The 21,067-nt window shown below is 61.3% G+C and carries 21 protein-coding genes; 9 read left to right on the top strand and 12 right to left on the bottom strand.

Annotation, left to right across the window (positions count from 1 at the left end; translation table 11 throughout):
- Window positions 1-10: 10 nt before the first annotated feature.
- The 9 genes from ACSQ3I_RS01360 to ACSQ3I_RS01320 all read right to left on the bottom strand — a co-directional run bounded on the left by ACSQ3I_RS01360 (window position 11) and on the right by ACSQ3I_RS01320 (window position 9,124).
- On the bottom strand, window positions 11-1,102 hold the full coding sequence (locus tag ACSQ3I_RS01360; RefSeq protein ID WP_435995550.1) for a hypothetical protein: 1,092 nt from the start codon (window positions 1,100-1,102) through the stop codon (window positions 11-13).
- Window positions 1,099-2,235 (bottom strand): cache domain-containing protein, encoded by a 1,137-nt coding sequence (locus tag ACSQ3I_RS01355; protein WP_435995549.1) that lies wholly within the window; start codon window positions 2,233-2,235, stop codon window positions 1,099-1,101. Before ACSQ3I_RS01355 ends, ACSQ3I_RS01360 begins: the two co-directional genes overlap by 4 nt.
- Before the next feature lie 247 nt (window positions 2,236-2,482).
- Window positions 2,483-3,055: a glyoxalase superfamily protein gene (locus tag ACSQ3I_RS01350; RefSeq protein ID WP_435995548.1), complete on the bottom strand. Its 573-nt coding sequence runs from the start codon at window positions 3,053-3,055 to the stop codon at window positions 2,483-2,485.
- Window positions 3,056-3,259: 204 nt separating this feature from the next.
- Window positions 3,260-4,510: a cysteine desulfurase-like protein gene (locus ACSQ3I_RS01345; RefSeq protein ID WP_435995547.1), complete on the bottom strand. Its 1,251-nt coding sequence runs from the start codon at window positions 4,508-4,510 to the stop codon at window positions 3,260-3,262.
- 79 nt (window positions 4,511-4,589) lie between these two features.
- The gene (locus ACSQ3I_RS01340) at window positions 4,590-5,273 is read right to left on the bottom strand and encodes a GntR family transcriptional regulator (RefSeq protein ID WP_435995546.1); all 684 of its coding nucleotides are present in this window, start codon (window positions 5,271-5,273) and stop codon (window positions 4,590-4,592) included.
- 99 nt (window positions 5,274-5,372) lie between these two features.
- Window positions 5,373-5,672, bottom strand: a complete 300-nt coding sequence (locus ACSQ3I_RS01335) for a CcdB family protein (RefSeq protein ID WP_435995545.1) — start codon at window positions 5,670-5,672, stop codon at window positions 5,373-5,375.
- Window positions 5,672-5,902, bottom strand: coding sequence for a type II toxin-antitoxin system CcdA family antitoxin (locus ACSQ3I_RS01330; RefSeq protein WP_435996240.1), 231 nt, complete (start codon window positions 5,900-5,902; stop codon window positions 5,672-5,674). The genes ACSQ3I_RS01335 and ACSQ3I_RS01330 overlap by 1 nt, the downstream gene beginning before the upstream one ends.
- Window positions 5,903-5,959: 57 nt before the next feature.
- Window positions 5,960-7,786, bottom strand: coding sequence for a translation elongation factor 4 (gene lepA / locus ACSQ3I_RS01325; RefSeq protein WP_435995544.1), 1,827 nt, complete (start codon window positions 7,784-7,786; stop codon window positions 5,960-5,962).
- Between the two features lie 75 nt (window positions 7,787-7,861).
- On the bottom strand, window positions 7,862-9,124 hold the full coding sequence (locus tag ACSQ3I_RS01320) for an MFS transporter (RefSeq protein WP_435995543.1): 1,263 nt from the start codon (window positions 9,122-9,124) through the stop codon (window positions 7,862-7,864).
- A 205-nt stretch (window positions 9,125-9,329) separates the two neighbouring features.
- Here ACSQ3I_RS01320 and ACSQ3I_RS01315 point away from each other — a divergent pair, with 205 nt between their 5' ends.
- The 4 genes from ACSQ3I_RS01315 to ACSQ3I_RS01300 all read left to right on the top strand — a co-directional run bounded on the left by ACSQ3I_RS01315 (window position 9,330) and on the right by ACSQ3I_RS01300 (window position 12,081).
- Window positions 9,330-9,884 (top strand): helix-turn-helix domain-containing protein, encoded by a 555-nt coding sequence (locus ACSQ3I_RS01315; protein WP_435995542.1) that lies wholly within the window; start codon window positions 9,330-9,332, stop codon window positions 9,882-9,884.
- 21 nt (window positions 9,885-9,905) lie between these two features.
- Window positions 9,906-10,433: an N-acetyltransferase family protein gene (locus ACSQ3I_RS01310; RefSeq protein WP_435995541.1), complete on the top strand. Its 528-nt coding sequence runs from the start codon at window positions 9,906-9,908 to the stop codon at window positions 10,431-10,433.
- Window positions 10,434-10,539: 106 nt separating this feature from the next.
- The gene (locus ACSQ3I_RS01305; protein ID WP_435995540.1) at window positions 10,540-10,935 is read left to right on the top strand and encodes a hypothetical protein; all 396 of its coding nucleotides are present in this window, start codon (window positions 10,540-10,542) and stop codon (window positions 10,933-10,935) included.
- A gap of 120 nt (window positions 10,936-11,055) precedes the next feature.
- Entirely contained in the window at window positions 11,056-12,081 is a 1,026-nt protein-coding gene (locus ACSQ3I_RS01300; RefSeq protein ID WP_435995539.1) for a histone deacetylase family protein, read from the top strand.
- A 199-nt stretch (window positions 12,082-12,280) separates the two neighbouring features.
- Here the strand turns inward: ACSQ3I_RS01300 and ACSQ3I_RS01295 are convergent, their stop codons facing one another.
- Window positions 12,281-13,111 (bottom strand): tetratricopeptide repeat protein, encoded by an 831-nt coding sequence (locus ACSQ3I_RS01295; RefSeq protein ID WP_435995538.1) that lies wholly within the window; start codon window positions 13,109-13,111, stop codon window positions 12,281-12,283.
- A gap of 130 nt (window positions 13,112-13,241) precedes the next feature.
- Between ACSQ3I_RS01295 and ACSQ3I_RS01290 the strand changes: the two genes are divergently transcribed.
- The 5 genes from ACSQ3I_RS01290 to ACSQ3I_RS01270 all read left to right on the top strand — a co-directional run bounded on the left by ACSQ3I_RS01290 (window position 13,242) and on the right by ACSQ3I_RS01270 (window position 17,809).
- Window positions 13,242-14,633 (top strand): leucyl aminopeptidase family protein, encoded by a 1,392-nt coding sequence (locus ACSQ3I_RS01290; RefSeq protein ID WP_435995537.1) that lies wholly within the window; start codon window positions 13,242-13,244, stop codon window positions 14,631-14,633.
- Window positions 14,634-14,792: 159 nt separating this feature from the next.
- Window positions 14,793-15,143, top strand: a complete 351-nt coding sequence (locus ACSQ3I_RS01285) for a MarR family transcriptional regulator (RefSeq protein WP_435995535.1) — start codon at window positions 14,793-14,795, stop codon at window positions 15,141-15,143.
- Window positions 15,144-15,383: 240 nt separating this feature from the next.
- On the top strand, window positions 15,384-16,235 hold the full coding sequence (locus tag ACSQ3I_RS01280; protein WP_435995533.1) for an NlpC/P60 family protein: 852 nt from the start codon (window positions 15,384-15,386) through the stop codon (window positions 16,233-16,235).
- Window positions 16,236-16,335: 100 nt separating this feature from the next.
- Entirely contained in the window at window positions 16,336-16,686 is a 351-nt protein-coding gene (locus ACSQ3I_RS01275; protein WP_435995531.1) for a hypothetical protein, read from the top strand.
- 91 nt (window positions 16,687-16,777) lie between these two features.
- The gene (locus ACSQ3I_RS01270; protein ID WP_435995529.1) at window positions 16,778-17,809 is read left to right on the top strand and encodes a hydroxyacid dehydrogenase; all 1,032 of its coding nucleotides are present in this window, start codon (window positions 16,778-16,780) and stop codon (window positions 17,807-17,809) included.
- Window positions 17,810-17,945: 136 nt separating this feature from the next.
- Here the strand turns inward: ACSQ3I_RS01270 and ACSQ3I_RS01265 are convergent, their stop codons facing one another.
- Together ACSQ3I_RS01265 and ACSQ3I_RS01260 are read right to left on the bottom strand one after the other, a co-directional pair.
- A complete protein-coding gene (locus ACSQ3I_RS01265) occupies window positions 17,946-19,301 on the bottom strand; it encodes a DUF4214 domain-containing protein (protein WP_435995527.1) in 1,356 nt (451 codons plus the stop codon).
- 233 nt (window positions 19,302-19,534) lie between these two features.
- Window positions 19,535-20,890 (bottom strand): DUF4214 domain-containing protein, encoded by a 1,356-nt coding sequence (locus ACSQ3I_RS01260; RefSeq protein ID WP_435995525.1) that lies wholly within the window; start codon window positions 20,888-20,890, stop codon window positions 19,535-19,537.
- Window positions 20,891-21,067 lie beyond the last annotated feature (177 nt).

Raw genomic sequence — 21,067 nt, 5'->3', positions numbered from 1 at the left:
CGGCGGCCGTTCAAACGGCCGCCGTCAGCATGAAAGCCGCGGCGGTGATGGCCACGAGAACCGGCACGGCCCACATGATCACCAGATAGGCCTGTTCCTGCACATAGGGGCCGAAGACCCGCGCCAGCACATTGAAGCGCCCGAAGAAGATGTTGACGAAAAGCGCCGTCGCCAGGGCCAGATAATTGAGCGCGAAAAGCCGGTTGACCGTATTGTCCCCGTCCGCCAGCACGACATAACTGCTGTAGACGGTAAAATTCAGCGCGATCACGGCAAACAAGCCACCGATGATGATGTTGACCAGCTCGAAGGCATCCACCTGGAAGACGCCCTCCTCCATCCGGTTCAGCCAGATCGCCAGGAGCGGGATCAGGAGCGAGGCAAGCAGCGGAATGAAGATCGACGCGACCACCAGGCCCGGCTGCCGCGCCACGGTCAGCGATGCCGTCACACGCGCTTCGCTGCTGTTATACCAGCTGGAGATCGGGCTGCTCCGGAGATCGACAAGGCCGATGCTCCAGCCGGGCAGGCCCGCGCCCACCGAAGGACGGCTGAAATCGATATCCGACTGGTCGAACTGCAACGTCACCAGACCGATCGGCACGCCGCGGATAGCGACATCCGTGAAAAGTTGCTGCCGATCAAACGGAAAACGCGCGACATCGACGTCAACGGCGAAATCGGCCGTGACCCGATGCAAAAGTTCGACGTTGCCGTCGGGATAGACCCGCAAGCCATAGGACGAAAACGCTGCTTCGCCCTGCTGGTTGGACAAGACCACCGGCGGCACCCAGATTTCCTTCATGCGTGTTTCCGCTGCAGCATCACGATAGGTGTCCGGGGGAATGCCGAGAATGGGGCCGGATTTTGCCAGGCGCCCGTCGAACCAGCTCAGGCGCACGTCCACGGTGGCGCGGAAGGTGCCGGCGTTCTCATCGAAACCGAACAGTTCGACGAAAGCGACGCCGGCCTTGATGACAACAGGCAAGCCCTTGTCGCGCGGCAGATCGGGACTGGCCGCCTGCGCGGCGGCAAGCCAGCCGCCAAAGAACACCAGCAACACTGCCGCCAGGGACCGGGAGAGCCAATGCATGATTGTCATATCACCTTACCCGCACCCAACCGACGCAACCGAATGCGCTCGTACATGGCTGCAAACACCTGCAGTTCCTTCGGAAAACGCTCCGCCCCCTCGAGCGGTGGCAGAAGCTCGTTGGAAGATACCGCCTCGAAGCAATCTCCCAGGACCTGCAGCGGCCGCATGAGAAAGCCGCGCAGGACGACGATGACGACACCGATCAGCAACACGATCGATATCGCGGCGATGACGGTTTGCCACACCAGCGAACGGCCGACCGAAGCGCGCGAGGCGCTGAAATCCGACGATACGGCGATGACACCGATCTGCGTGCCGGAGCTGTTGTTCAGCGGAATCAGCAGCACGCCGCGGGTCATGCCCTGCGCCAGACGCGTGTACGGCGTCGGCTCGCTGACCACGGCAAGATCCGACGCCGTTGCCAGCTCTGACATCAGCGCGGCATTGGTTGCCTCGAAACGCATGAACTTGCCGACGCGGTTCTGGTCGCCCAGCCGTTCCGGGCTGACACCCTTGGCGAATTGCCGCAACACGCCTTCATCGATAAATAAGGCGAGATCGAAGCCATAGGCGTTTTTCAGGCCCGCAAGCAGCGGCCCGAAGCTGATGCCGACCTCGAACGTGCCCCACGGCTTGCCGTTGCTGTCGGTCACCGGCGCGACACCGAAGATCGCCGGACCGTTGCGGGCGACGGACGGTCCTTTTCTCGGCTCGCGATCACGATTGACGGCAACGACCAGCGGCCGGGAAGCGGTCAGGTCGTCGCCAAAGGTGGCGGGGTCGTGCAGGCGCAGGAAAGAGAGAGCCGGCGGCTGGTGGAACTGCGCCTGGTCGACGCCGTGCCGCGCCTTCTGGTTCTCGAACATCTTGCCGAGTTCCGCCTGCAGGCCGGCGCGATCATTGGCCGTTAGGAGACGCTGTACGGCCGGCAGATCACCAATCAGCTCGGCACGTGCCAACGCCTTGTTCTCGGCATCGCCGATGGCTGTCTGGACGATGTTGCCCATCAGTTCGAACTGCTTTTCTTCGACGGCTGCGGTCATGCCGGCAAAGAGCTGGCTGGAAATGGCAGCGGCAACCGCGATGACGATTGCTATGGCGATCGACAGGATGATCGGCGCGTCCCGACGGAATTTCATTCAACCTCCCCCGACCGCCGGCAGGCGCGGCGGCGCATGGTCAATACATACGGATCAGATCGGTTGAGGGTATTCTATTTCGTCGGCACGGAAACGACGCAGCGCCTGACTTTTTTTGCGTTTTACGCCACAAATCGTTTTGTTTCGGCCTGTTTACGGTCGCGCTGCAAGCAGGTCACGGGGCCCCGGCCGCGCCGGAACCCCGCATAAGACGCTCGTGCGGAACCCGTCTGCGCAAGTGCGCTGATCAGGCTTGGCCGGCCTGTTCGTTTTCCTGCTTTTCGCAGAAGGCGATCTTGTTGTTGAACGGATCGATCACCGTCATTTCCAGTCCCCAGGGTGCTTCTTCCACACCGGGCTTCATGTAGCGATAGTGTTTGCCGATCAGTTCTTCGCGGAACGCCCGGACCCCGGTCATCCACACGAAAGCCTTTGCCCCGGGAGATGCGTCGCCCGCATGTTCGGAAAGATGCATGATCAGCCCGCTGCGGGACACCTGGCAGTAGAGCGGGAAATTCTCGCCGAAACGATGCTCCCAATCGACGGTGAAGCCGAGGAAATCCCGATAGAATTCCATCGCCTTTTCGACCGAAAAAATCCGGAAGATCGGGATCGGCGGGGTGATGGCAATCTTTTCCACCGGCTTCGTCGGTACCGCTTCGGTTGCCTCTATCCGGGCGGCGAGAATATTCCAGTCATCGCAACCGAACTGGCCGGCGACGATTTCGAGGGTCTCGCTATGTGTGACGGTAACGTTGCGGTCGGCAAAGGCCTGCCGCAGAACTTTGGCCATGAGTTTGGCATCGCGAAAATCGCGCATATTTCATCCTTCCTCTCGGTAGACGACACCGCCAGTGCCCGCATTGCTGACCCGTCTACCATCGGATGCCATCAGGCAAGGACGAAAGGGTTTTTGCTATATTCGGATGTATTCACCAAACGCATGAGGCGTCGCGGGACGGCTGGCCACATCCGGCCAAGACGGACGATATGCGGTCAGCAGCCGGGACGCAAGAGGGATGGATCAGCGCCGACGCGCTATGATCTTGCCCAGCGCTTCGCTGAAACGCCTAACCTCGTCCAGCGTGTTGTAGTGCACCATGGAAATCCGCAGAGCGCCGGTTTCCATCGTCAGCCCGAGGCGTTTCATCAGCCGCGGCGCAAACATGTGCCCGTCGCGCAGGCCGATACCTGCCTGGCCCATGTCCTCGGCGATCACCTGCGGCGTGATGCCGGGAATGGAAAAGCAGATCGTCGGGACGCGGCCGGCGACCTTATCTTCGTCCGAGATGCCGTAGATCACCGCGCCGTGCTGCTTCAGCGCCTGCAACAGCGCCTTCGTCAGCACCATTTCATAGTCTCGAATGGCGCCCATGGCGGCGGCAAGCGCCGCACGGCGGGAATTTGCTTCCGGCAGGAAGCGGCGGCCGAGCGCTTCGAGATAATGGACGGCGGCATTCATGCCGGCGACGTTCTCATAGGTGAAGGTGCCGACCTCGATCTTGTAGGGCGGCACGTCGGGGATAAAATCCTCCTTGAAGGTCGGCAGCCGGACGAGCGCATCGTAGCGGCCCCAGAGGAACCCCATGTGCGGCGAAAAATTCTTGTAGCCGGAGCAGACGAGATAATCGCAATCCCAGGCCTGCACGTCGATCAGGCCGTGCGGACCGTAGTGCACGCAATCGAGGAAGACTTCCGCGCCCGCGGCATGGGCGATGCGGCCAACTTCGGCGACATCGACGATGGTGCCGATCGAATGCGCCGTCACCGTGCAGGCGACCAGGCGGGTCCTGTCGTTGACGAGCGGTTTTAGATCTTCGGGATGCAGCGTGCCGTCCTCGCGCATCTTCCACCAGACGATTTTGGCGCCGTCCGCCTCCAATGCCAGCCAGGTGGCGATGTTGGCGTCGTGATCCATGTCGGTGACGACGATTTCGTCGCGTTCATCAAGCATCTTGGCGATGCCGAGGCTGACCAGGCGGATGAAGGAGGTGGCATTCAGGCCGAAGGAGATTTCTTCCGGGCGATAGGCATTGACCAGCAGCGCCACGCTTTCGCGTGCTTCCGCAAGATTGCGATCGACGCCCTGGCTGTGCTGGTACTTCGCCATGCGCTGGACGTTATAATCGACCAGATGAGCGGCAACGGCATCGACCACCGACTGCGGCACCTGCGATCCACCGGCATTGTCGAGGAAGATGAAATCACCCGCCTTTTCCAGAGCCGGAAACAGTTTTCGGATGTCATGCACAGGAAAATCGATCTGGGCGGCCATGGCAAAATCTCCTCGAAATGAATTTTTGATCATTTGATCACAAGAAATTTTAGAGTTCAAGCATTTCGATTTAGGACCCTCATGAATCGGGGCAGAAGCGTTGCAGGATATCCGCGGTCCAGGTGATGTCGTGAACGATGGCTTCGCGCACACAACCGAAATCGCCAGCCTTTAGCGCGGCCAGGACGGCGTCGTGCTGCCCCGAGGCCTCGATCTCGCCGGAACGGATCAGCTGCTCTACCGAGGTCTGCAAAAGCCGCATGTAGGGGCCGAAGCGCAGCCACAATGTCTCGATCAGTTGCAGCAGCACCTCGGAGCCGGAGGCGCGATAGATGACAAAATGGAACTCGTAGTTCTTTGCCATCAGGTCATAGACATCGCGGTCGCGGCCGATGGAACGCTGTTCGGCGACGATCGCCTCCAGCCCGGCAAGGTCGCGCGCCGTCAGTCTGGGCGCGCCGAGTTCCGCCGCCAGCCCTTCGACCGCGACGCGGGCACGGGCGAGATCCTCCAGCCGCGCCACCGTCACCGCCGGCACGCGGGCCGAGCCGTTCTGCGCCAGTTCCAGCGCTTTTTCGGCGCCGAGCCGCCGCAATGCCTCGCGCACCGGCATGTTGCTGGTGCCGAACCGCTCCGCCAGCGAGGCAATGGTCAACACCTGCCCGGGATCGAAGCTGCCGGCCATCAACGCATCCCTGAGCCGCTGGTAGACGGCGTCCTGCACGGTCACGCGTGGAGGGATGGGGCCGGGGGCAAGGGTCACGTCAATCGCTCCGTCGCAATTCGATATCGGCAAGGGAGATGCCAGATCGGGCGGCGGAAGGCAAACCGGATCGGCGCCGTGTTGCGACCCGGGGAGAGATCAGAAACCCTGGAAGAGGAAATCGGTGGCGGCGATGATGATGTCGCGATGAGCCGAAAGATCCGCCACCTCGTCACCGATGTCCTGAAGAGGCATGGCGAGCATGCGCTGTGTTGCCATGACGTAACTCTCCTCACCGATCGTAAAGCGGGGATTGAGGCGCGCCATCGTCCATGACAGCTCGGCGACCGGATAAAGAGGCGCGATAATACGTACCCTCAAATCGCTGAGGATATCCGCCTGCAGATCGAGCGCCAGAATATGGCTGGATTTTATTCTGTAGGCGTGAAACCGCGCCATCAGAAACGGCGGTATTCTGCAAAAGGCAGGCCGTGTTTCTCGATGTATTCGTTTTCCAGACGAATGGCCTCGGCATTTTCCAATCGCCACAGGCGCTCACGCTCGGCCTTGATGGCCTGCGTTATACCTTCCTCCGCGGCACGCGAGACATTGATGTTCAAGTCGCGGGCCTGCGAAACAAGATCGCTGTCCAAAGACAGATTGGCCGCTTTACGCGCTGACGGTGTCATACCCAACCTCATCGTTCATGCGCATACTATATGCGCATGAACATGGATTGGAAATCCTCACTCGTCGCCCATCTTCAGTGCGGCGATGAAGGCTTCCTGCGGAATTTCCACCTTGCCGAACTGGCGCATGCGCTTCTTGCCTTCCTTCTGCTTTTCCAGAAGTTTGCGCTTGCGGGTGGCGTCGCCGCCGTAACACTTGGCCGTCACGTCCTTGCGCAGCGCGCGAACGGTCTCGCGGGCGATGACCTTGCCGCCGATCGCCGCCTGGATCGGGATCTGGAACATGTGCGGCGGGATCAGTTCCTTCAGCTTCTCGCACATGGTGCGGCCGCGGCGGTCGGCAGCGGAGCGGTGTACCAGCATGGACAGCGCATCGACCGGCTCGCCGTTGACGAGGATCGACAGTTTCACCAGGTCGCTCTCGCGGTAATCGGCGAGATTGTAGTCGAAGGAGGCATACCCCTTCGAGATCGACTTCAGGCGGTCGTAGAAATCGAAGACCACTTCGTTGAGCGGCAGTTCGTAGGTCAGCATGGCGCGGCTGCCGACATAGGTGAGTTCGGTCTGGATGCCGCGTCGATCCTGGCAAAGCTTCAGGATACCGCCGAGATATTCATCCGGCGTCAGGATCGTCGCCTTGATCCAGGGCTCGCGGAATTCTTCGATCTTGACGACATCGGGCATGTCGGCCGGATTGTGCAGCTCCTTCTCGGTGCCATCCGTCATCGTCAGCTGGTAGACGACCGAGGGGGCCGTGGCGATCAGGTCGAGGTCGAACTCGCGGGAGAGGCGCTCCTGGATGATTTCCAGATGCAACAGGCCGAGGAAGCCGCAGCGGAAACCGAAGCCGAGGGCCGCCGACGATTCCATTTCGAAGGAGAAGGAGGCATCGTTGAGGCGCAGCTTGCCCATGGCGGCGCGCAGTTCCTCGAAATCGGCGGCGTCGACCGGGAAGAGGCCGCAGAAGACCACCGGCTGCGCCGGTTTGAAGCCCGGCAGGGCTTCCGCCGTCGGGCGCTTGTCTTCGGTGATCGTATCGCCGACGCGGGTATCGGCCACTTCCTTGATCGAGGCGGTGATGTAACCGATCTCGCCGGGGCCGAGGCTGTCGACATTGACCATCTTCGGGGTGAGCACGCCGACGCGCTCCACCTGGTACTTGGCGTCCGTGCCCATCATGCGGATGGTCTGGCCCTTGACCAGAACGCCGTCGATGATGCGCACCAGAACCATGACGCCGAGATAGGTGTCGTACCAGCTGTCGACCAGCAGCGCCTTCAGGGGCGCCTTCTCGCCGCCGGCGCTCTTCGGCGCCGGCAACTTGTTGACGATGGCTTCCAGCACGTCGGGGATGCCGAGACCGGTCTTCGCCGAAATCAGCACCGCGTCCGAGGCATCGATGCCGATGACTTCCTCGATCTGCTCCTTGATGCGGTCGGGTTCGGCCGCCGGCAGGTCGATCTTGTTGAGCACGGTGACGAGCTCGTGATTGTTGTCGATCGCCTGGTAGACGTTGGCGAGCGTCTGCGCCTCGACACCCTGCGAGGCATCGACGACCAGCAGCGAGCCTTCGCAGGCCGACAGCGAGCGCGACACTTCGTAGGCGAAGTCGACGTGGCCGGGCGTGTCGATCAGGTTCAGCACATAGGTCTCGCCGTTCTTCGCCTTGTAGTGCAGGCGCACGGTCTGGGCCTTGATGGTGATGCCGCGCTCGCGCTCGATATCCATCGAATCGAGCACCTGCTCCGACATCTCGCGCTCGGCCAGGCCACCCGTCGACTGGATCAACCGGTCGGCCAGCGTCGACTTGCCGTGGTCGATATGGGCCACGATCGAGAAGTTGCGGATATGGTCGAGGGGCGTGCGGGTGCTGTCTGTGCTCATGGTCGCGCATATAGCAGGGGGCTTTCGCGCCGCAAAGCGGAAAGAAAGACTTTGTTGACGATATCGGCCGGAAAATCAGCCACTCCGGGCAGATTCGCCGGCCGGCGGATCGGTCAGGCCGGCAGCATTCGGCACCTGCGCCGTCATCATCTCGAAGGTTTCGCGTTCACCTTCGGGTGCCCTCGGACGCTCCCGCAGCCGCAATGCGACGAAGATCGCGTAGGCGATGGCAAGGGCGATCGCAACGTAGATGAATGTTTTTGGCCCGAATGCAGGGGTCAGCAGCGTGACGGCAAAGGGTGCAAGGGTCGCGGAAATCGACCAGGCGAGCAGCTGCGTGCTGGCCAGCGGCACGAAGTCCTTGGGATCGGTGCGGTCGTTGCCGTGGGCGTTGGCGATCGAATAAACCGTCTCCACGGCACCAGCCCAGATGGTGAAAACCAGCATCAGCAGCAACAGGCTGGCAAAAGACACGAACAGCGAGGCGATACCGGCAAAGGCGATCAGCGTGCAGACGCCGATCAGCACGTAACGGCGGTCGATGCGATCGGACATCACGCCCATGGGATACTGGATGAAGATCAGGCCAAACTGCATGCAGAACATCAGCAACGCCACATCCTGCTGCGACACGTTGTTTTCTGCGGCATAGATCGGCGTGAACCCCTGCACCACCATCGACAGCCCGCCGGCAGCAAGCACGCCGACGAAAGCCACCGGCGAATTGCGCCAGGCCATGGCGATATCGACGCTGACCTTGGCCGGGGCGGGCGGGATCGGCAGGCGCGTCAGGCTGATGGGGATGATGCCGAGCGTCGTGAACAGCACAGTCAGCATCGGCGCCACGTTGCCATCCGCCGGGATCTGCCCGAAAATCCAGGCGCCCGTGCCGATGCCGATGACATAGGTCATGTAGAAGACCGACATCGCCTTGCCGCGCCAGGCGTTCGACGAGGCGTGATTGAGCCAGCTCTGGGCGATGATGAAATTGGTATTGGCCGCAGCGCCGTAAAGTCCGCGGGCGAAAACCCAGAGCAGAGGATTGACGCCGAAGCCGATCAGGATGGCCGACAGGATCACCACGGCAAACGAGCACGGCAACAACCGCGCATGGCCGACGCGGCGGATCAGCAGTCCGGCCACCGCGCAACCGACAAAACCGCCGAACGCAATCGCCGTCAACGTCGCGCCGGCGATCCAGGACGGCGCCTCGTTGCGGGCCAGCAGGAAGGGCACGTAGGCCAGCATCATGCCGTTGCCCAGCGCGACGCCGGTCATCGACACGATGATGCTGAAGATCGACAGAACCGATCCGCTTTCCTCTCTGGCCTCGCTCATTTCTTCCTCCTGGCAGGCCTGCACCTCTCAAACGCGAGATACCCTGCCCGCGACTCACATGCCCGTCGCCCAACCATACCGGCGGGAACGCCTCGGCAGTATCGTGACAGCGGCATCGGGAAAATATTTTCAGGGTCGGCTCGTCCAGCTTGATTCCATCAAATGAAGATGCAATTCTATGATAATGGAATCAAAAGAAACCAACATGGAAATCGCCATCGGCGCCCGACTGAAGGCGCTGCGCGCCCTAAGTGGCATGACGCTCGACGATCTGGCTGCCGCATCGAATGTTAGCCGGGCAATGATTTCCCGTATAGAGCGCGCCGAGGCCAGTCCGACGGCGTCCCTGCTCGCACGTCTCTGCGAAGCGCTTGGCCTTTCGCTCTCCGCCTTCTTTGCAGACGACCAGCAGGCCTCTTCGCCGCTTCGCCGGCATGCGGCGCAAAGGCTCTGGCGCGATCCGCACACCGGCTACCTGCGCCGCTCGGTTTCTCCGGAAGGAACACCCTCCAGGGTCGATATCGTCGAGGTGGAGTTTCCGGCCGGCGCTCGCGTCAGCTTTCCGCCGCGCCCCGAAAGCCGGGCCATGACCCAGCACATATGGCTCTTCGAAGGACAGTTGCAGATGACGATCGGCGAGACGGTGCATCTGCTGCAACCCGGTGACTGCCTTTACATGGATATCGGCGACACCTTCGATTTCCACAATCCGGGCGAGACGCCCGCCCGTTACGCCGTGATTTTCGACCGCGGCCGCTGAACCTTTCAAGGAGTTCCTGCCATGACCATCTTGCGTCTGCTGACCGGTGCGCAGGCCCGCGCCGCAATCCCTGCGCTTTGCGACGTACTTGCCGACTGTGTCGAGGGCGGCGCCTCCGTCGGCTTCATGCAGCCCTATACGGCTGCCGACGCCGAACCCTATTGGCAGGGTGTCGCCGAACAGGCCGAGGCCGGCACGACCCTGTTGATGATCGCCGAAACGGACGGCGAGATCGTCGGTACCGTCCAGGTCGGCGTGGCGCAGATGCCGAACCAGCCGCATCGCGGCGACCTCAAGAAACTGCTCGTGCACCGAAAGGCCCGCGGGCTGGGCCTCGGCCGATTGCTGATGACGGCCATCGAACAGGAGGCGGCCAAGGCGGGCAAGACGCTGCTGGTTCTCGACACGGCAACCGGCAGCCCGGCGGAATCGATCTATCCGCGGCTCGGCTGGACACGCGTCGGCGTCATTCCCGATTACGCCATGTGGCCGGAAGGCGGATTTTGCCCGACCACCATCTTCTACAAACATCTCTCCGGGCTGGTTTAAACCCAAAAAAAAGCCATCGCCACAGCGGGTTGGACCGTTTTCCGCCGCCCGGGGCCATGCTAAGAATTGGGGGCAGGCAACCGCCTGTGTTTTGGGGATCTATACTATGAAAAATACATATTCTGTGCGGCGCCTGATTTCGGCTGCCGCTGGCGTGGCCGTGCTGTCTTCCGCACTGCTCGGTTTTGCCTCCAGTGCGTCGGCAGCGGACGTTACCTTCGTGATGCGCAACAGCCATCCGAACGCAGTCGAAGTCGAGCTTTACAGCCAGGACCGCAGCCATGTCTGGCCGGGCGATAACCAGGTTTATTACCTCGACGACGGCGAGTCGAAGACCATGTCGCTCGCCTGCAACGAAGGCGAAAAGATCTGCTATGGCGCCTGGGTTTCCGGCGACAAGAACACCTATTGGGGCACGGGCCCGAACAACGCCGAAGCATGCTCGGATTGCTGCTACACGTGCACGGGCGGCGAGACGGAAGAAATCAACCTCGTCCCGTAATCTATTTTCGCCGGCCGGATGCCTCTTTCGGGCGCCCGGCCGGCCTTTCTGCGCAAGCGACTTGCCTTTGCCTTCGCAACGGGGCTAACCTGATTTGATCAAAATCATCAGGGTCTTATTATGCGAGTCATTTATTCCGAAGATCATAAGCTCAGAGATGCCAAGACCGAATTGCACGGCGGCCTGCTGGTCAAGCCGTTCGAAGGTCCGTTCCGCGCCGAATGGATCCTGCAGGCGGTAAAGGAAGAGGGATTTACCGACGTCGTGGCGCCCGACAGCTATTCACTGGAAACGGCGGAAAAGGTGCACGACAAGGATTTCCTGTCTTTCCTCGAAACCGTGTGGGACCGCTGGGTGGAAGCGGGCTTCGAGGGTGAGGTGATCCCGACCTCGCTGCCCTACCGCCGCGCCCGCCACAAGATCCCCAACAATATCGATGGTGTCGTCGGCTATTACGCCAATGCGTTGGAAACCTCGATCACCCAGGGCACCTACAAGGCGGCGATCGCATCGATGAACTGCGCCCTGACCGGCGCCGACTGGGTGAATGCCGGCAACCGCTTCGCCTTTTCGCTCTGCCGTCCGCCAGGCCACCATGCCGGCATCGATCTCTACGGCGGCTACTGCTTCATCAACAACGCCGCCGTTGCCGCCCAGCGCTTCCTCGACCACGGCGCCAAGAAGGTCGCGATCCTCGACGTCGATTTCCACCACGGCAACGGCACCCAGGATATCTTCTACGAACGCAACGACGTGCTGTTTGCCTCCCTGCACGGCGATCCGGTCGACGCCTTCCCCTATTTCCTCGGTTACGCCGACGAGACGGGCGCCGGCGCCGGCGAAGGCTACAACCACAACTACCCGATGCCGCCCGGTACCCCGTGGAGCGTCTGGTCGCAGGCGCTCGACGATTCCCTCGCCAAGATCAAGGCGTTCGGCGCGGAAGCCATCGTCGTTTCATTGGGCGTCGATACCTTCGAGAAAGATGCCATCAGCTTCTTCAAGCTGAAGACCCCGGACTATATCACCATGGGCGAAAAGATCGCCAAGGCCGGTGTCCCGGTGCTCGTCTGCATGGAAGGCGGCTACGGCGTCAACGAGATTGGCATCAATACCGCTAATGTGCTGAAGGGGCTGGAAGCTTAGACGGCTGGTTCCAGAGGGTGGTAGTTAGCCCCTCATCCGCCCTGCCGGGCACCTTCTCCCCGCAGGCGGGGCGAAGGGGATATGCCGTGCCGTGTTGCCAAACTCGACGCTGAGCGGGGCAAGTCCCCTCTCCCCGTCAAAACGGGGAGAGGGTTAGGGTGAGGGGCAAAACCCCATCCCGCTACGCTTCAAAAGCGCCTCAGTTCGTCCCGTTTTCGATAGCCGGCTTACCATTATCAGCAAGCTGCTTCCAGGAATTCTGCTGCGACAGCATCGAGCGCAGATAGGCGACGTTGGCGTCCGCCTGCTGCTGCGAAAGTTCGCGCCGGGCAATCTGCTCTGCCTCGTCGAAACGGCCCTGCAGGCCGACCACCAGCGCCAGGTTCTGGCGCACGCGGCTGTCGGCAGTCGCCTGCTGCGAGGCGGAGCGCAGATAGGTTTCGGCGGTCTTCAGGTCACCGGCCAGCACGTAGGACATGCCGAGGTTGGAAAGGATCGACGGCTCGTTCGGCTGGATGTCGAGCGCGTCGCGATAGCGGCCTCGCGCCTCATTGGCCCGGCCCAACTGGTCGAGGATCGCACCTTCGGCGGACTTCAGCCGCCAGTCGGGCCGATCCGGCGTCTGGGCGCGGCCGATGGTGGCCAGCGCCTGTTCCAGTTGCCCGGCGGCAGCCTGCGCCTTGCCATAGGCGGCGAGAACGTCGCGGTCGGTCGGATTGGCAATCGCCACCCGCTGCATGACGGCCAGGGCCTGGGCATTCCTGCCGCTCATGCGCAGGACATTGGCATAACTCATGCCGATCTTCGGGTCCTTGGGGTTTTTCTCGTAGGCCTTGCCGATATTTTCGCCGGCACTGGCCAGTTCCGTGCTATTCATTTCCTCGACCGGCTTCGACATGCGCGGGATCGAACCCGTCGTCAGTTCCTTCCGCGACGATGCGCAGCCGGCAAGTGTCGCGGCGATCAACACCACGGCAACCCCTTGAAGAAGCTTCGACCTGCGTGAAACGATGCGTGCGGAAGATGCCATGGCCCTGCCTTCGATAGCGATTCTGCGCCATTTCGCGAAGTTTTTCGGCGCAACCTTCGATCCAGCAATAATCTGTTAACCCTAACAGAGTGTTAATGCAGCGATTCCCCAGCCAGTCCGAAGGTTGATCATGGCCCCCTACCAGTACATCGAACGCCCCTCGCCCTTTACCGCCAAGGGTGGCAGTTCGCTTCCTATCTTTGCCGTGACGCCGGCCCATATCGAGACCGGCACCATCGATCCGGTGGCCCTTGACTGGGCGGAAAAAGCTGGCTTCAAGGCCGAAACCGGCTCGCTGCTGTTGATCCCCACCAGCGACGGCCATCTGGGCGGCGCCCTGTTCGGCCTCGGCAAGAACCCTTCGAAGGCGCCGTTCCTCACCGGCAAGCTCGCCCGCTCGCTGCCCGCCGGCGAATGGCATATCGAAACCGCACCGCTCACCGCCAACCGGCTGGCACTCGGCTACGGCCTCGGCAGCTATCGTTTCGACCGCTACAAATCCGAACGATCGGCCGGCCCGACACTGCTCATCCCCCAGGATGCCGACGCCACCGACATCAAGCGCCAGCTGGCCGGCGTCTTCCTCGCCCGCGACCTAATCAATACGCCGACCAACGACATGGGCCCGGTACAGCTCGAAGCCGCCTTCCGGGCGCTCGCTGCCCATTACGGCGCCGAAACCAGCGTCATCACCGGCGCCGAGCTGCTCGATCGCAATTTCCCGCTGGTTCACACCGTCGGACGCGCCAGCGCCGATGCACCGCGCCTGCTCGAAATGCGCTGGGGCAAGAAGGGCCACCGCCGTATCACGCTGGTCGGCAAGGGCGTCTGTTTCGATACCGGCGGCCTCGACATCAAGCCGGCCTCCTCCATGCTTTTGATGAAGAAGGACATGGGCGGCGCCGCCAATGTCATGGGCCTGGCGCTGATGATCATGGATGCCAAGCTGAAGGTCGACCTGCGCGTCATCGTTCCCGTCGTCGAAAACTCGATCTCCGCCAATGCCTTCCGCCCCGGCGACATCTATCGCAGCCGCAAGGGCCTGACGGTGCAGATCGACAACACCGATGCCGAAGGCCGGCTGATCCTAGCCGATGCGCTGGCTTATGCCGATGAGGAAGAGCCGGACCTGCTCGTCGACATGGCGACCCTGACGGGTGCGGCCCGCGTGGCGCTCGGCCCCGACCTGCCGCCATTCTTCACCGACGACGACCAGCTTGCCGACGATCTCACCGACGCCAGCATCGAGACCGACGATCCGATGTGGCGCATGCCGCTCTACATGGGGTACGACCGGGATATTTCCGCCCGGCTTGCCGACCTCACCAATGCGCCATCGGGAGGCATGGCCGGTTCGATTACCGCCGCACTGTTTCTCAAGCGTTTCGTGACGCAGACGAAGAGCTGGGTGCATTTCGACATTTTCGGTTGGGCGCAGAGCGAACGGCCGCACTCGCCGATCGGCGGCGAGGCACAGGCGATCCGCGCTCTCTACCAGCACATCCGCCGCAGCCTGCGCTGAGGCCGGAAACGGCACGTTGCCGGGCAAGCCGTCGCCTCTTGCCAGGGCATCGGCTTTCCCGGACAATAAAGCAATTCCAGCAAAACTGCGCAGCGGTTTTGCGCCCGGAATTGCGTGAAAACGCGTTGACACTGGGGTCTGGAGAGGACGGAGTACCGTGTGAGCTTGGAATTGACGGCGTCGCAGGCGCTTGGCCTGTGGCATGGGGTGATGCTGGAGCAGGTGCGCCAGGACGGTTTCGACCTGACCCTGCGGCAGATGGCGATCCTGCTGCACATCTACCTGGTGCCGCCGCCACACACCGTGCGCGGCCTGGCGGCTACGCTCGGCGTCACAAAACCGGTGATTACCCGGGCACTCGACACGATGGGCGAACTCGGCCTCGTCGACCGGGTGCGCGACGATATCGATCGCCGCAACGTCATCATCAAGCGGACCGTCAAGGGCGCGCTTTACCTCGAAGCCCTGGGCGATCTGGTGATGACGCAGGGCCGCTCGCTCACCGCCTGACCAAACATAAAGCATGCCGCGCAAAAGTGTGCAGCGGTTTTGCGAAACGACATGCGAAAATAAGGAGCTAAAGCGTGAGAGCGAATCTGAAAGATCGCGACACGCTTTGGAGCAATTCCAGCAAAAGTGCGGAGCGGTTTTGCGTCCGGAATTGCGTAGAAACAAAAGGATAGAGCGTTTTCGCGTTTCCGAGAAAGGCGGAAACGCTCTAGTCCCCAGGCCACCGCCGGAAAGGAACCGATGTTCGACCGCCGTCTCCACGCCTTCCGGCCCGATCTTGCCGAACAGGACCTTGAAGGCCGCGTCGAAGCCACCCGCTTCGTTCGCGGCGACACGGCCCGTATCGCCACACCTGTCGTCGCCCTGCGGCCTCGCCCCGACGCGGCAGCCGGCATCGATACCGAACTGCTGCTCGGCGAAGAGGTGACGGTTTTCGATCGTGCCGACGGCTGGGCCTGGGCCAAGGCCGGCGAGGACGGTTATGTCGGCTATCTGCCGGAAGCAGCGCTGGCAACGGAGGTACCGGCACCGACGCACCGCATCGCCGTGCCGCGCAGCTTCGTCTATCCACGTGCCGAGTTGCGCAGCCCGGTGGTCAAGGCGCTCTCCATGGGCAGCCGCATCAGCGTTATCGGCGAAGAAGAGACCCGTGGCACGCGCTATTTCCTGCTGGCGGACGGCGGCGCCGTCATCGCCGCGCATTGCCTGCCGGTCGAAACGGTACTCGACACGGATCCGGTGACGATTGCGCTCCGTTTCCTTGAAACCCCCTACCTCTGGGGCGGTCGCTCCGGCTTCGGCCTCGATTGCTCCGGCCTCGTGCAGCTGTCTCTGATGATGGCCGGCCGCAAGGTGCCGCGCGACACCGACATGCAGGCCGCCTTTCCCGCCGAAGACCTGGAGCGTCACGATCTCCGGCGCGGCGACCTCGTCTTCTGGAAAGGCCATGTCGGTTTCATGGAGGATGAGGCGACCCTGCTGCATGCCAATGGCCACACCATGACTGTCGCGCGCGAAAACTTCGACAAGGCCGTCGAACGGATCGGCTGGCTCTACCAATACCCCACCGCCTACCGGCGGCTTGTATTCTGAGGCTTGCGCCATCAAATAGATGTGCGTTCCCGTGATCGGCCATATCGGCTAGTTCTACGGAAAAAGAGGCTGGCCGGATGTGGCCGGAAAGACGAAACCAATGCCTTCCTTGCGCCATGCGGCAGCTCTTGTCGCCCTTGCCCTGCTTTGCTCCACCCCGGCGCTGGCGACCGATTTCAGCCGCCAAGCCGTCACCGCCGGCGACACCTATCGCGACCTGCCCGGTGTCAAGGAGCCGAAGACGACCTTCACCGACAATGACGGCTTCGAATGCCGCACCGAAATCGGCGAGCGGCGTTATTACCGCCGCGATCCCTTCTATCGTTTCGGCGAACCCGGCGTCGTCTACAGCTGCAATCGCAATGGCGTGACGGTCGAAAGCTTCGACCCACCGTCACGCGGCGGCCGGTTCCCAGGACAAAAACAGGTCGGCTGGCCCTGGCAGGAGTAAACGCTTCCGGCTGCTTGCTTTTTCGTCGCAAAATTCCGATCCTGCCCGCCATATCGGGAAAATCCGCTGGGAGAGCGGACGGGAGGAATGAATGTCTGACGATCGCAAGCCGCTGGTCATCTCGGCGCCGGCGCCGCGCACCCTGGATCTGATTTTCAGCGACGAGGCGCGTCGTGCGCTTGACGCCGGCTACCGGATCGTCGAGGCCGATGCCGACGACATCGCCGGCCTGCCGGACGACGTGCTGCAACAGGCGCGCTACATCATCGGCCAGCCGCCGCTTTCGGAAGACACGCTGGCGCGACTGAAGAGCCTGCGTTGCGTTCTCAATGTCGAGAGCAACCTTTTCAACAACATGCCTTATGAGATCCTGTTCCAGCGCGGCATCCATGTCGTCACCACTGGCCAGGTGTTTGCCGAGCCGGTTGCTGAGCTCGGGCTTGCCATGGCGCTCAACCTCGCCCGCGGCATCGTCGAGGCCGATGCTGATTTTCGCGTCGGCAAGGAGCTTTGGGGCGGCGACGGCAACCGTTCGGCCCGGCTGCTCAGCGGCGCCGACATCGGCATCGTCGGCTTCGGCGATCTCGGCAGGGCGCTGAACCGGGTGCTGTCAGGCTTTCGCGCCCGCATCCGCGTCTTCGACCCCTGGCTGCCGCCATCGATCCTTGCGGACAACAATGTCGAACCGGCGAGCCTGGGAACCGTTTTGCAAAACAGCGACTTCGTGTTCGTCGTCGCCTCCGTCACCACGGAAAATCAGGGATTCCTGGGGGCGGAAGCCTTTGCCAGCATGCGCAAGGGTGCAGCTTTCATTCTGCTCAGCCGCGCCGGCGTCGTCGATTTCGATGCGCTGATCGCCGCGGTCAGGAGCGGCCATATCGTTGCGGCCAGCGACGTCTTTCCGGAAGAACCGCTGCCGCTCGACCATCCGGTTCGGCATCAGCCCGGCTTCCTGCTCTCCGCCCATCGCGCCGGCGCGCTCGACAGCGCCTTCAAGAAGATGGGCGACATGGTGCTGGAAGACATGGCCCTGATGGACCGCAACCTGCCACCGATGCGCTGCAAACGCGCCGAGCGGGAAACGGTTGCCCGCATGCGTTCGAAGCCGGTGACGGTGAACTGAGCGGGAATGGCTCGTGCCGTTTTTCAGACCATGATTTTGCACAAACACTGAAGAACCGGCCCGGGCTGATAAGCTCAACCAGGGCCGGTTCGTTTATTCAAGAATGATCGTGAGCGTGGAATAATCCACGCTCCTGTCAGACGTACCAGATGCCATCGGCAATTGCGGGTGCAACGCCTGCAATATTCTCAGTGCTTTCGGAGAAACCGGCCAGAACCGACGCCTTCGAAGCGCCGCCGTTCATCTGGCCTTCCCAATAGCTGATGCCTGCGGCCTCGCCGGCACGGCCGAGCACGTTCTCGTAAAGCTTGGAAATGAAGCCGGCATTGTCTGTTACACCACCATAGACGGAGGCAAACTCCTGTGAGCCGATGAAACCCGCAGCAACATCGAGAAGCGAACGCCCGGCATCGATCGTCTTTATCCAGAAAGAGAGGCCGCCCGCATCCGGCGTCCGGTCGAAAGCCGCCTGGTAGATCCGGTAGGCCTGTCCGGCATTGCCGGATATGTCCAGCGCCAAGGTGCCGTCGCTGAAGCCCAGTCGCTCAACGCTGAAGAGCGACTGGGTCTGGTCGCCGAAACGAATGGTAATCGCTTCGGCCGATCGGTCATACTGGAACTGCGTCATGCTGGAGCGGGCCACAGAATTGTGAACCAGATCGAGCCCCGGCCCGGCATTGGCGGAAAACGACTGAGCATGCGCATAGATGATGTCGTCGCCAGCATAGGTGACGATCGCATCATGCCCGCCACCGGTTTCGATGACGTCGTTCGCCCGCGTCCCACGCATATATTCGCCGGCAGCGGTACCTGTCTGCCGCAGGGTTTCACTGGCAGCATCCCAGGACCAGGCATAGGGATAGGCCGCATCCGCCGAGGCATTGCCGAAAAGGACCTGGACAGCCTGGTAATCGAAGCTTCCAAGGCGCGGCGTATAGTCATTGTAGGTCATGACCGTATAGTTGCCGTTGTCCAGCGAGGGATCGAGAATGACGTCAGGTTCCGTGTCGAAAGGATGCTTCAGCCCCAGCGCGTGACCGATCTCATGCAAGGCGACGTGGGTGAAATCATCGTTGCTGTAGGTGAGCGTATCCGTGTTGAAGCGGACAACACCTGCGCCGTCGTCGCCCTTGCCGCCGTAAACGGAGAACGAGCCGTCGGCGTTGACGTAAGCCCCACTTGTCGGCAGCCCGGCATCGGCAGCACTCTGACTGTCTTCGAGCGTATAAAAACCGAAATTGAGATCGCCTTCATGGGCTTTGGTTTCAATGAGGATCACACCGCTGGCCGACGCCCAGGTATCGAGCGCCGCACGAATGAGGCCCTGCTTGCCGGCATCCATGGCGCCGGCAAACGGATTTTTCTCCGGCTCGAGATTACCGGCAGCGGACGAGGTGACGAAAGAATAGGTCAGGATGACCGGCTTCGCCTGAAGCGTCGGATACCAATAGTAACCGGACAAGAGTGCGGTGTAGTCTGTAACTGTTGCCATGATTTCCCCTGCAATTTCGGCGGACCCCGATCCGCGCGGCAACCATCAAGAGATATCCGGACGCGGACAATGTCTACACACGAAATCCGGACGATTCGGCTATTTTTGGTGTGATCTGCGACACAGCCCAGCCCGGCGCGGACGCGCGCGCCATCAATGCCGGCCTTTGGTCGTACTTTCTGCGATACTGGCCAGGCACTGCGGCGACTAAATCGCCGCAGTGCCTGTTTCGCTTAGACGTACCAGATGCCGTCCTTGATCGCCGGTGCAACGCCGGCAATGTTTTCTGGGCTTTCGGAAAAACCTGCAAGCACCGATGCCTTCGACATGCCGCCGTTCATCTGCCCTTCCCAATAGGTGACCCCGGCCGCTTCGCCGGCACGGCCAAGCACGTTCTGATAAAGCTTGGAGATGAAGCTGGAATTATCGACATTGGCGCCATAGACAGTCGCAAATTCCTGCGAGCCGACAAAGCCTGCTGCCACGTTGACCAGGGATTGCCCGCCATCGATCGACTTGATCCAGAAGGTCAAGCCACCCGAATCCGGGGCGCGATTGAAGGCTGCCTTGTAGATGCGGTAGGCCTGACCGGCATTGCCGGCAATATCCAGGGCCAGCGTTCCATCGGCGAAGCCGAGGCGTTCGACGTTGATCAGTTGCTGCACCTCGGCGCCGAAGCTCAACGTGGCAGTCTGGTTTGCGGCATCATATTGCAATACCGAACTGCCGCGGGTCAGCGAATTGTTGTTGACATAATCCAGACCTGGTCCGGCATTTGCCGAAAAGCCTTGCCCCTTTGCGAAGATGATGTCGTCGCCAGAATAGGTGACCACCGCATCCTTGCCGCCGTTGGTCTCGATGATGTCGCGCGCACGTGAACCGCGGATGTATTCACCAGCAGCGGTACCGGTTTGCCGCAGGATCTCATTGGCGGCATCCCATGACCAGGGGAACGGATAAGAAGCATCCGCCGCGCCGTTGCCGTAAAGCGACTGCACCGCCGGGAGGTCGAGGCTCCCGAGGCTCGGTGTGAAGTCGGCGTAGGTCATGACGGTAAACGTACCGTTGTCCATCGTCGGATCGAGGATGACATCGGGATTCGTATCGAATGGATGCTTGAGGCCGAGCGCATGACCGATCTCGTGGAGAGCGACATGTGTAAAATCATTGTCGCTATAGGTTAGCGTCTTGCTGTCGAAACGAACGACGCCGGCACCATCGTCACCCTTTCCGCCGAAAACCGAAAAGGTCCCGTCCCCATTCACGAAAGCACCGCTTGTCGGCAGGCCCGCATCGGCGGCACTCGTACCGGCAGAAAGCGAATACACGCCGAAATTCAGATCGCCCTCATGCCCTTTTGCCTCGATCAAAATGACGCCAGTGGCCGATGCCCAGGTATTGAGGGCCGCGCGCACCAAATCCTGATGTTTGGCATCCAGAGCCGAAACGAACGGATTCTTGCTCGCCTCAAAATTCCCCGTCGCTTCCTTCGTAACGAAGGAATACGTCAATATCACAGGCTTTGCCTGCACGGTCGGATACCAGTAAGATCCCGAAAGCAATGCTGTATAGTCTTTAACTGTCGCCATGTTTCCACCCCTCCATTGAGCGGATTAATGCTCATGTTCGAAACCTAGCATAACTGATGTGAATTTGTATTCCTTTTATAATAAATTTTATTCAGATTGTGATTTTCGTCATATTTCAAAACCAACTCCGTAATTTCATATCTAAATTTCAAATTTCTACGGTAGAATTATATATAA

It is taken from the genome of Rhizobium sp. LjRoot30, from assembly GCF_964253915.1.
In the GTDB taxonomy this organism is placed as follows: Bacteria; Pseudomonadota; Alphaproteobacteria; order Rhizobiales; family Rhizobiaceae; genus Metarhizobium.
This window is presented reverse-complemented; position numbering and strand designations above follow the sequence as displayed.

Excerpts from the sequence above, each read along its gene's own strand:
- ACSQ3I_RS01360 (WP_435995550.1), bottom strand. The coding sequence starts at position 1,102 with ATGACAATCATGCATTGGCTCTCCCGGTCCCTGGCGGCAGTGTTGCTG.
- ACSQ3I_RS01355 (WP_435995549.1), bottom strand. The coding sequence starts at position 2,235 with ATGAAATTCCGTCGGGACGCGCCGATCATCCTGTCGATCGCCATAGCA.
- ACSQ3I_RS01350 (WP_435995548.1), bottom strand. The coding sequence starts at position 3,055 with ATGCGCGATTTTCGCGATGCCAAACTCATGGCCAAAGTTCTGCGGCAG.
- ACSQ3I_RS01345 (WP_435995547.1), bottom strand. The coding sequence starts at position 4,510 with ATGGCCGCCCAGATCGATTTTCCTGTGCATGACATCCGAAAACTGTTT.
- ACSQ3I_RS01335 (WP_435995545.1), bottom strand. The coding sequence starts at position 5,672 with ATGGCGCGGTTTCACGCCTACAGAATAAAATCCAGCCATATTCTGGCG.
- ACSQ3I_RS01330 (WP_435996240.1), bottom strand. The coding sequence starts at position 5,902 with ATGACACCGTCAGCGCGTAAAGCGGCCAATCTGTCTTTGGACAGCGAT.
- lepA (WP_435995544.1), bottom strand. The coding sequence starts at position 7,786 with ATGAGCACAGACAGCACCCGCACGCCCCTCGACCATATCCGCAACTTC.
- ACSQ3I_RS01320 (WP_435995543.1), bottom strand. The coding sequence starts at position 9,124 with ATGAGCGAGGCCAGAGAGGAAAGCGGATCGGTTCTGTCGATCTTCAGC.
- ACSQ3I_RS01315 (WP_435995542.1), top strand. The coding sequence starts at position 9,330 with ATGGAAATCGCCATCGGCGCCCGACTGAAGGCGCTGCGCGCCCTAAGT.
- ACSQ3I_RS01310 (WP_435995541.1), top strand. The coding sequence starts at position 9,906 with ATGACCATCTTGCGTCTGCTGACCGGTGCGCAGGCCCGCGCCGCAATC.
- ACSQ3I_RS01305 (WP_435995540.1), top strand. The coding sequence starts at position 10,540 with ATGAAAAATACATATTCTGTGCGGCGCCTGATTTCGGCTGCCGCTGGC.
- ACSQ3I_RS01300 (WP_435995539.1), top strand. The coding sequence starts at position 11,056 with ATGCGAGTCATTTATTCCGAAGATCATAAGCTCAGAGATGCCAAGACC.
- ACSQ3I_RS01295 (WP_435995538.1), bottom strand. The coding sequence starts at position 13,111 with ATGGCATCTTCCGCACGCATCGTTTCACGCAGGTCGAAGCTTCTTCAA.
- ACSQ3I_RS01290 (WP_435995537.1), top strand. The coding sequence starts at position 13,242 with ATGGCCCCCTACCAGTACATCGAACGCCCCTCGCCCTTTACCGCCAAG.
- ACSQ3I_RS01280 (WP_435995533.1), top strand. The coding sequence starts at position 15,384 with ATGTTCGACCGCCGTCTCCACGCCTTCCGGCCCGATCTTGCCGAACAG.
- ACSQ3I_RS01275 (WP_435995531.1), top strand. The coding sequence starts at position 16,336 with ATGCCTTCCTTGCGCCATGCGGCAGCTCTTGTCGCCCTTGCCCTGCTT.
- ACSQ3I_RS01270 (WP_435995529.1), top strand. The coding sequence starts at position 16,778 with ATGTCTGACGATCGCAAGCCGCTGGTCATCTCGGCGCCGGCGCCGCGC.
- ACSQ3I_RS01265 (WP_435995527.1), bottom strand. The coding sequence starts at position 19,301 with ATGGCAACAGTTACAGACTACACCGCACTCTTGTCCGGTTACTATTGG.
- ACSQ3I_RS01260 (WP_435995525.1), bottom strand. The coding sequence starts at position 20,890 with ATGGCGACAGTTAAAGACTATACAGCATTGCTTTCGGGATCTTACTGG.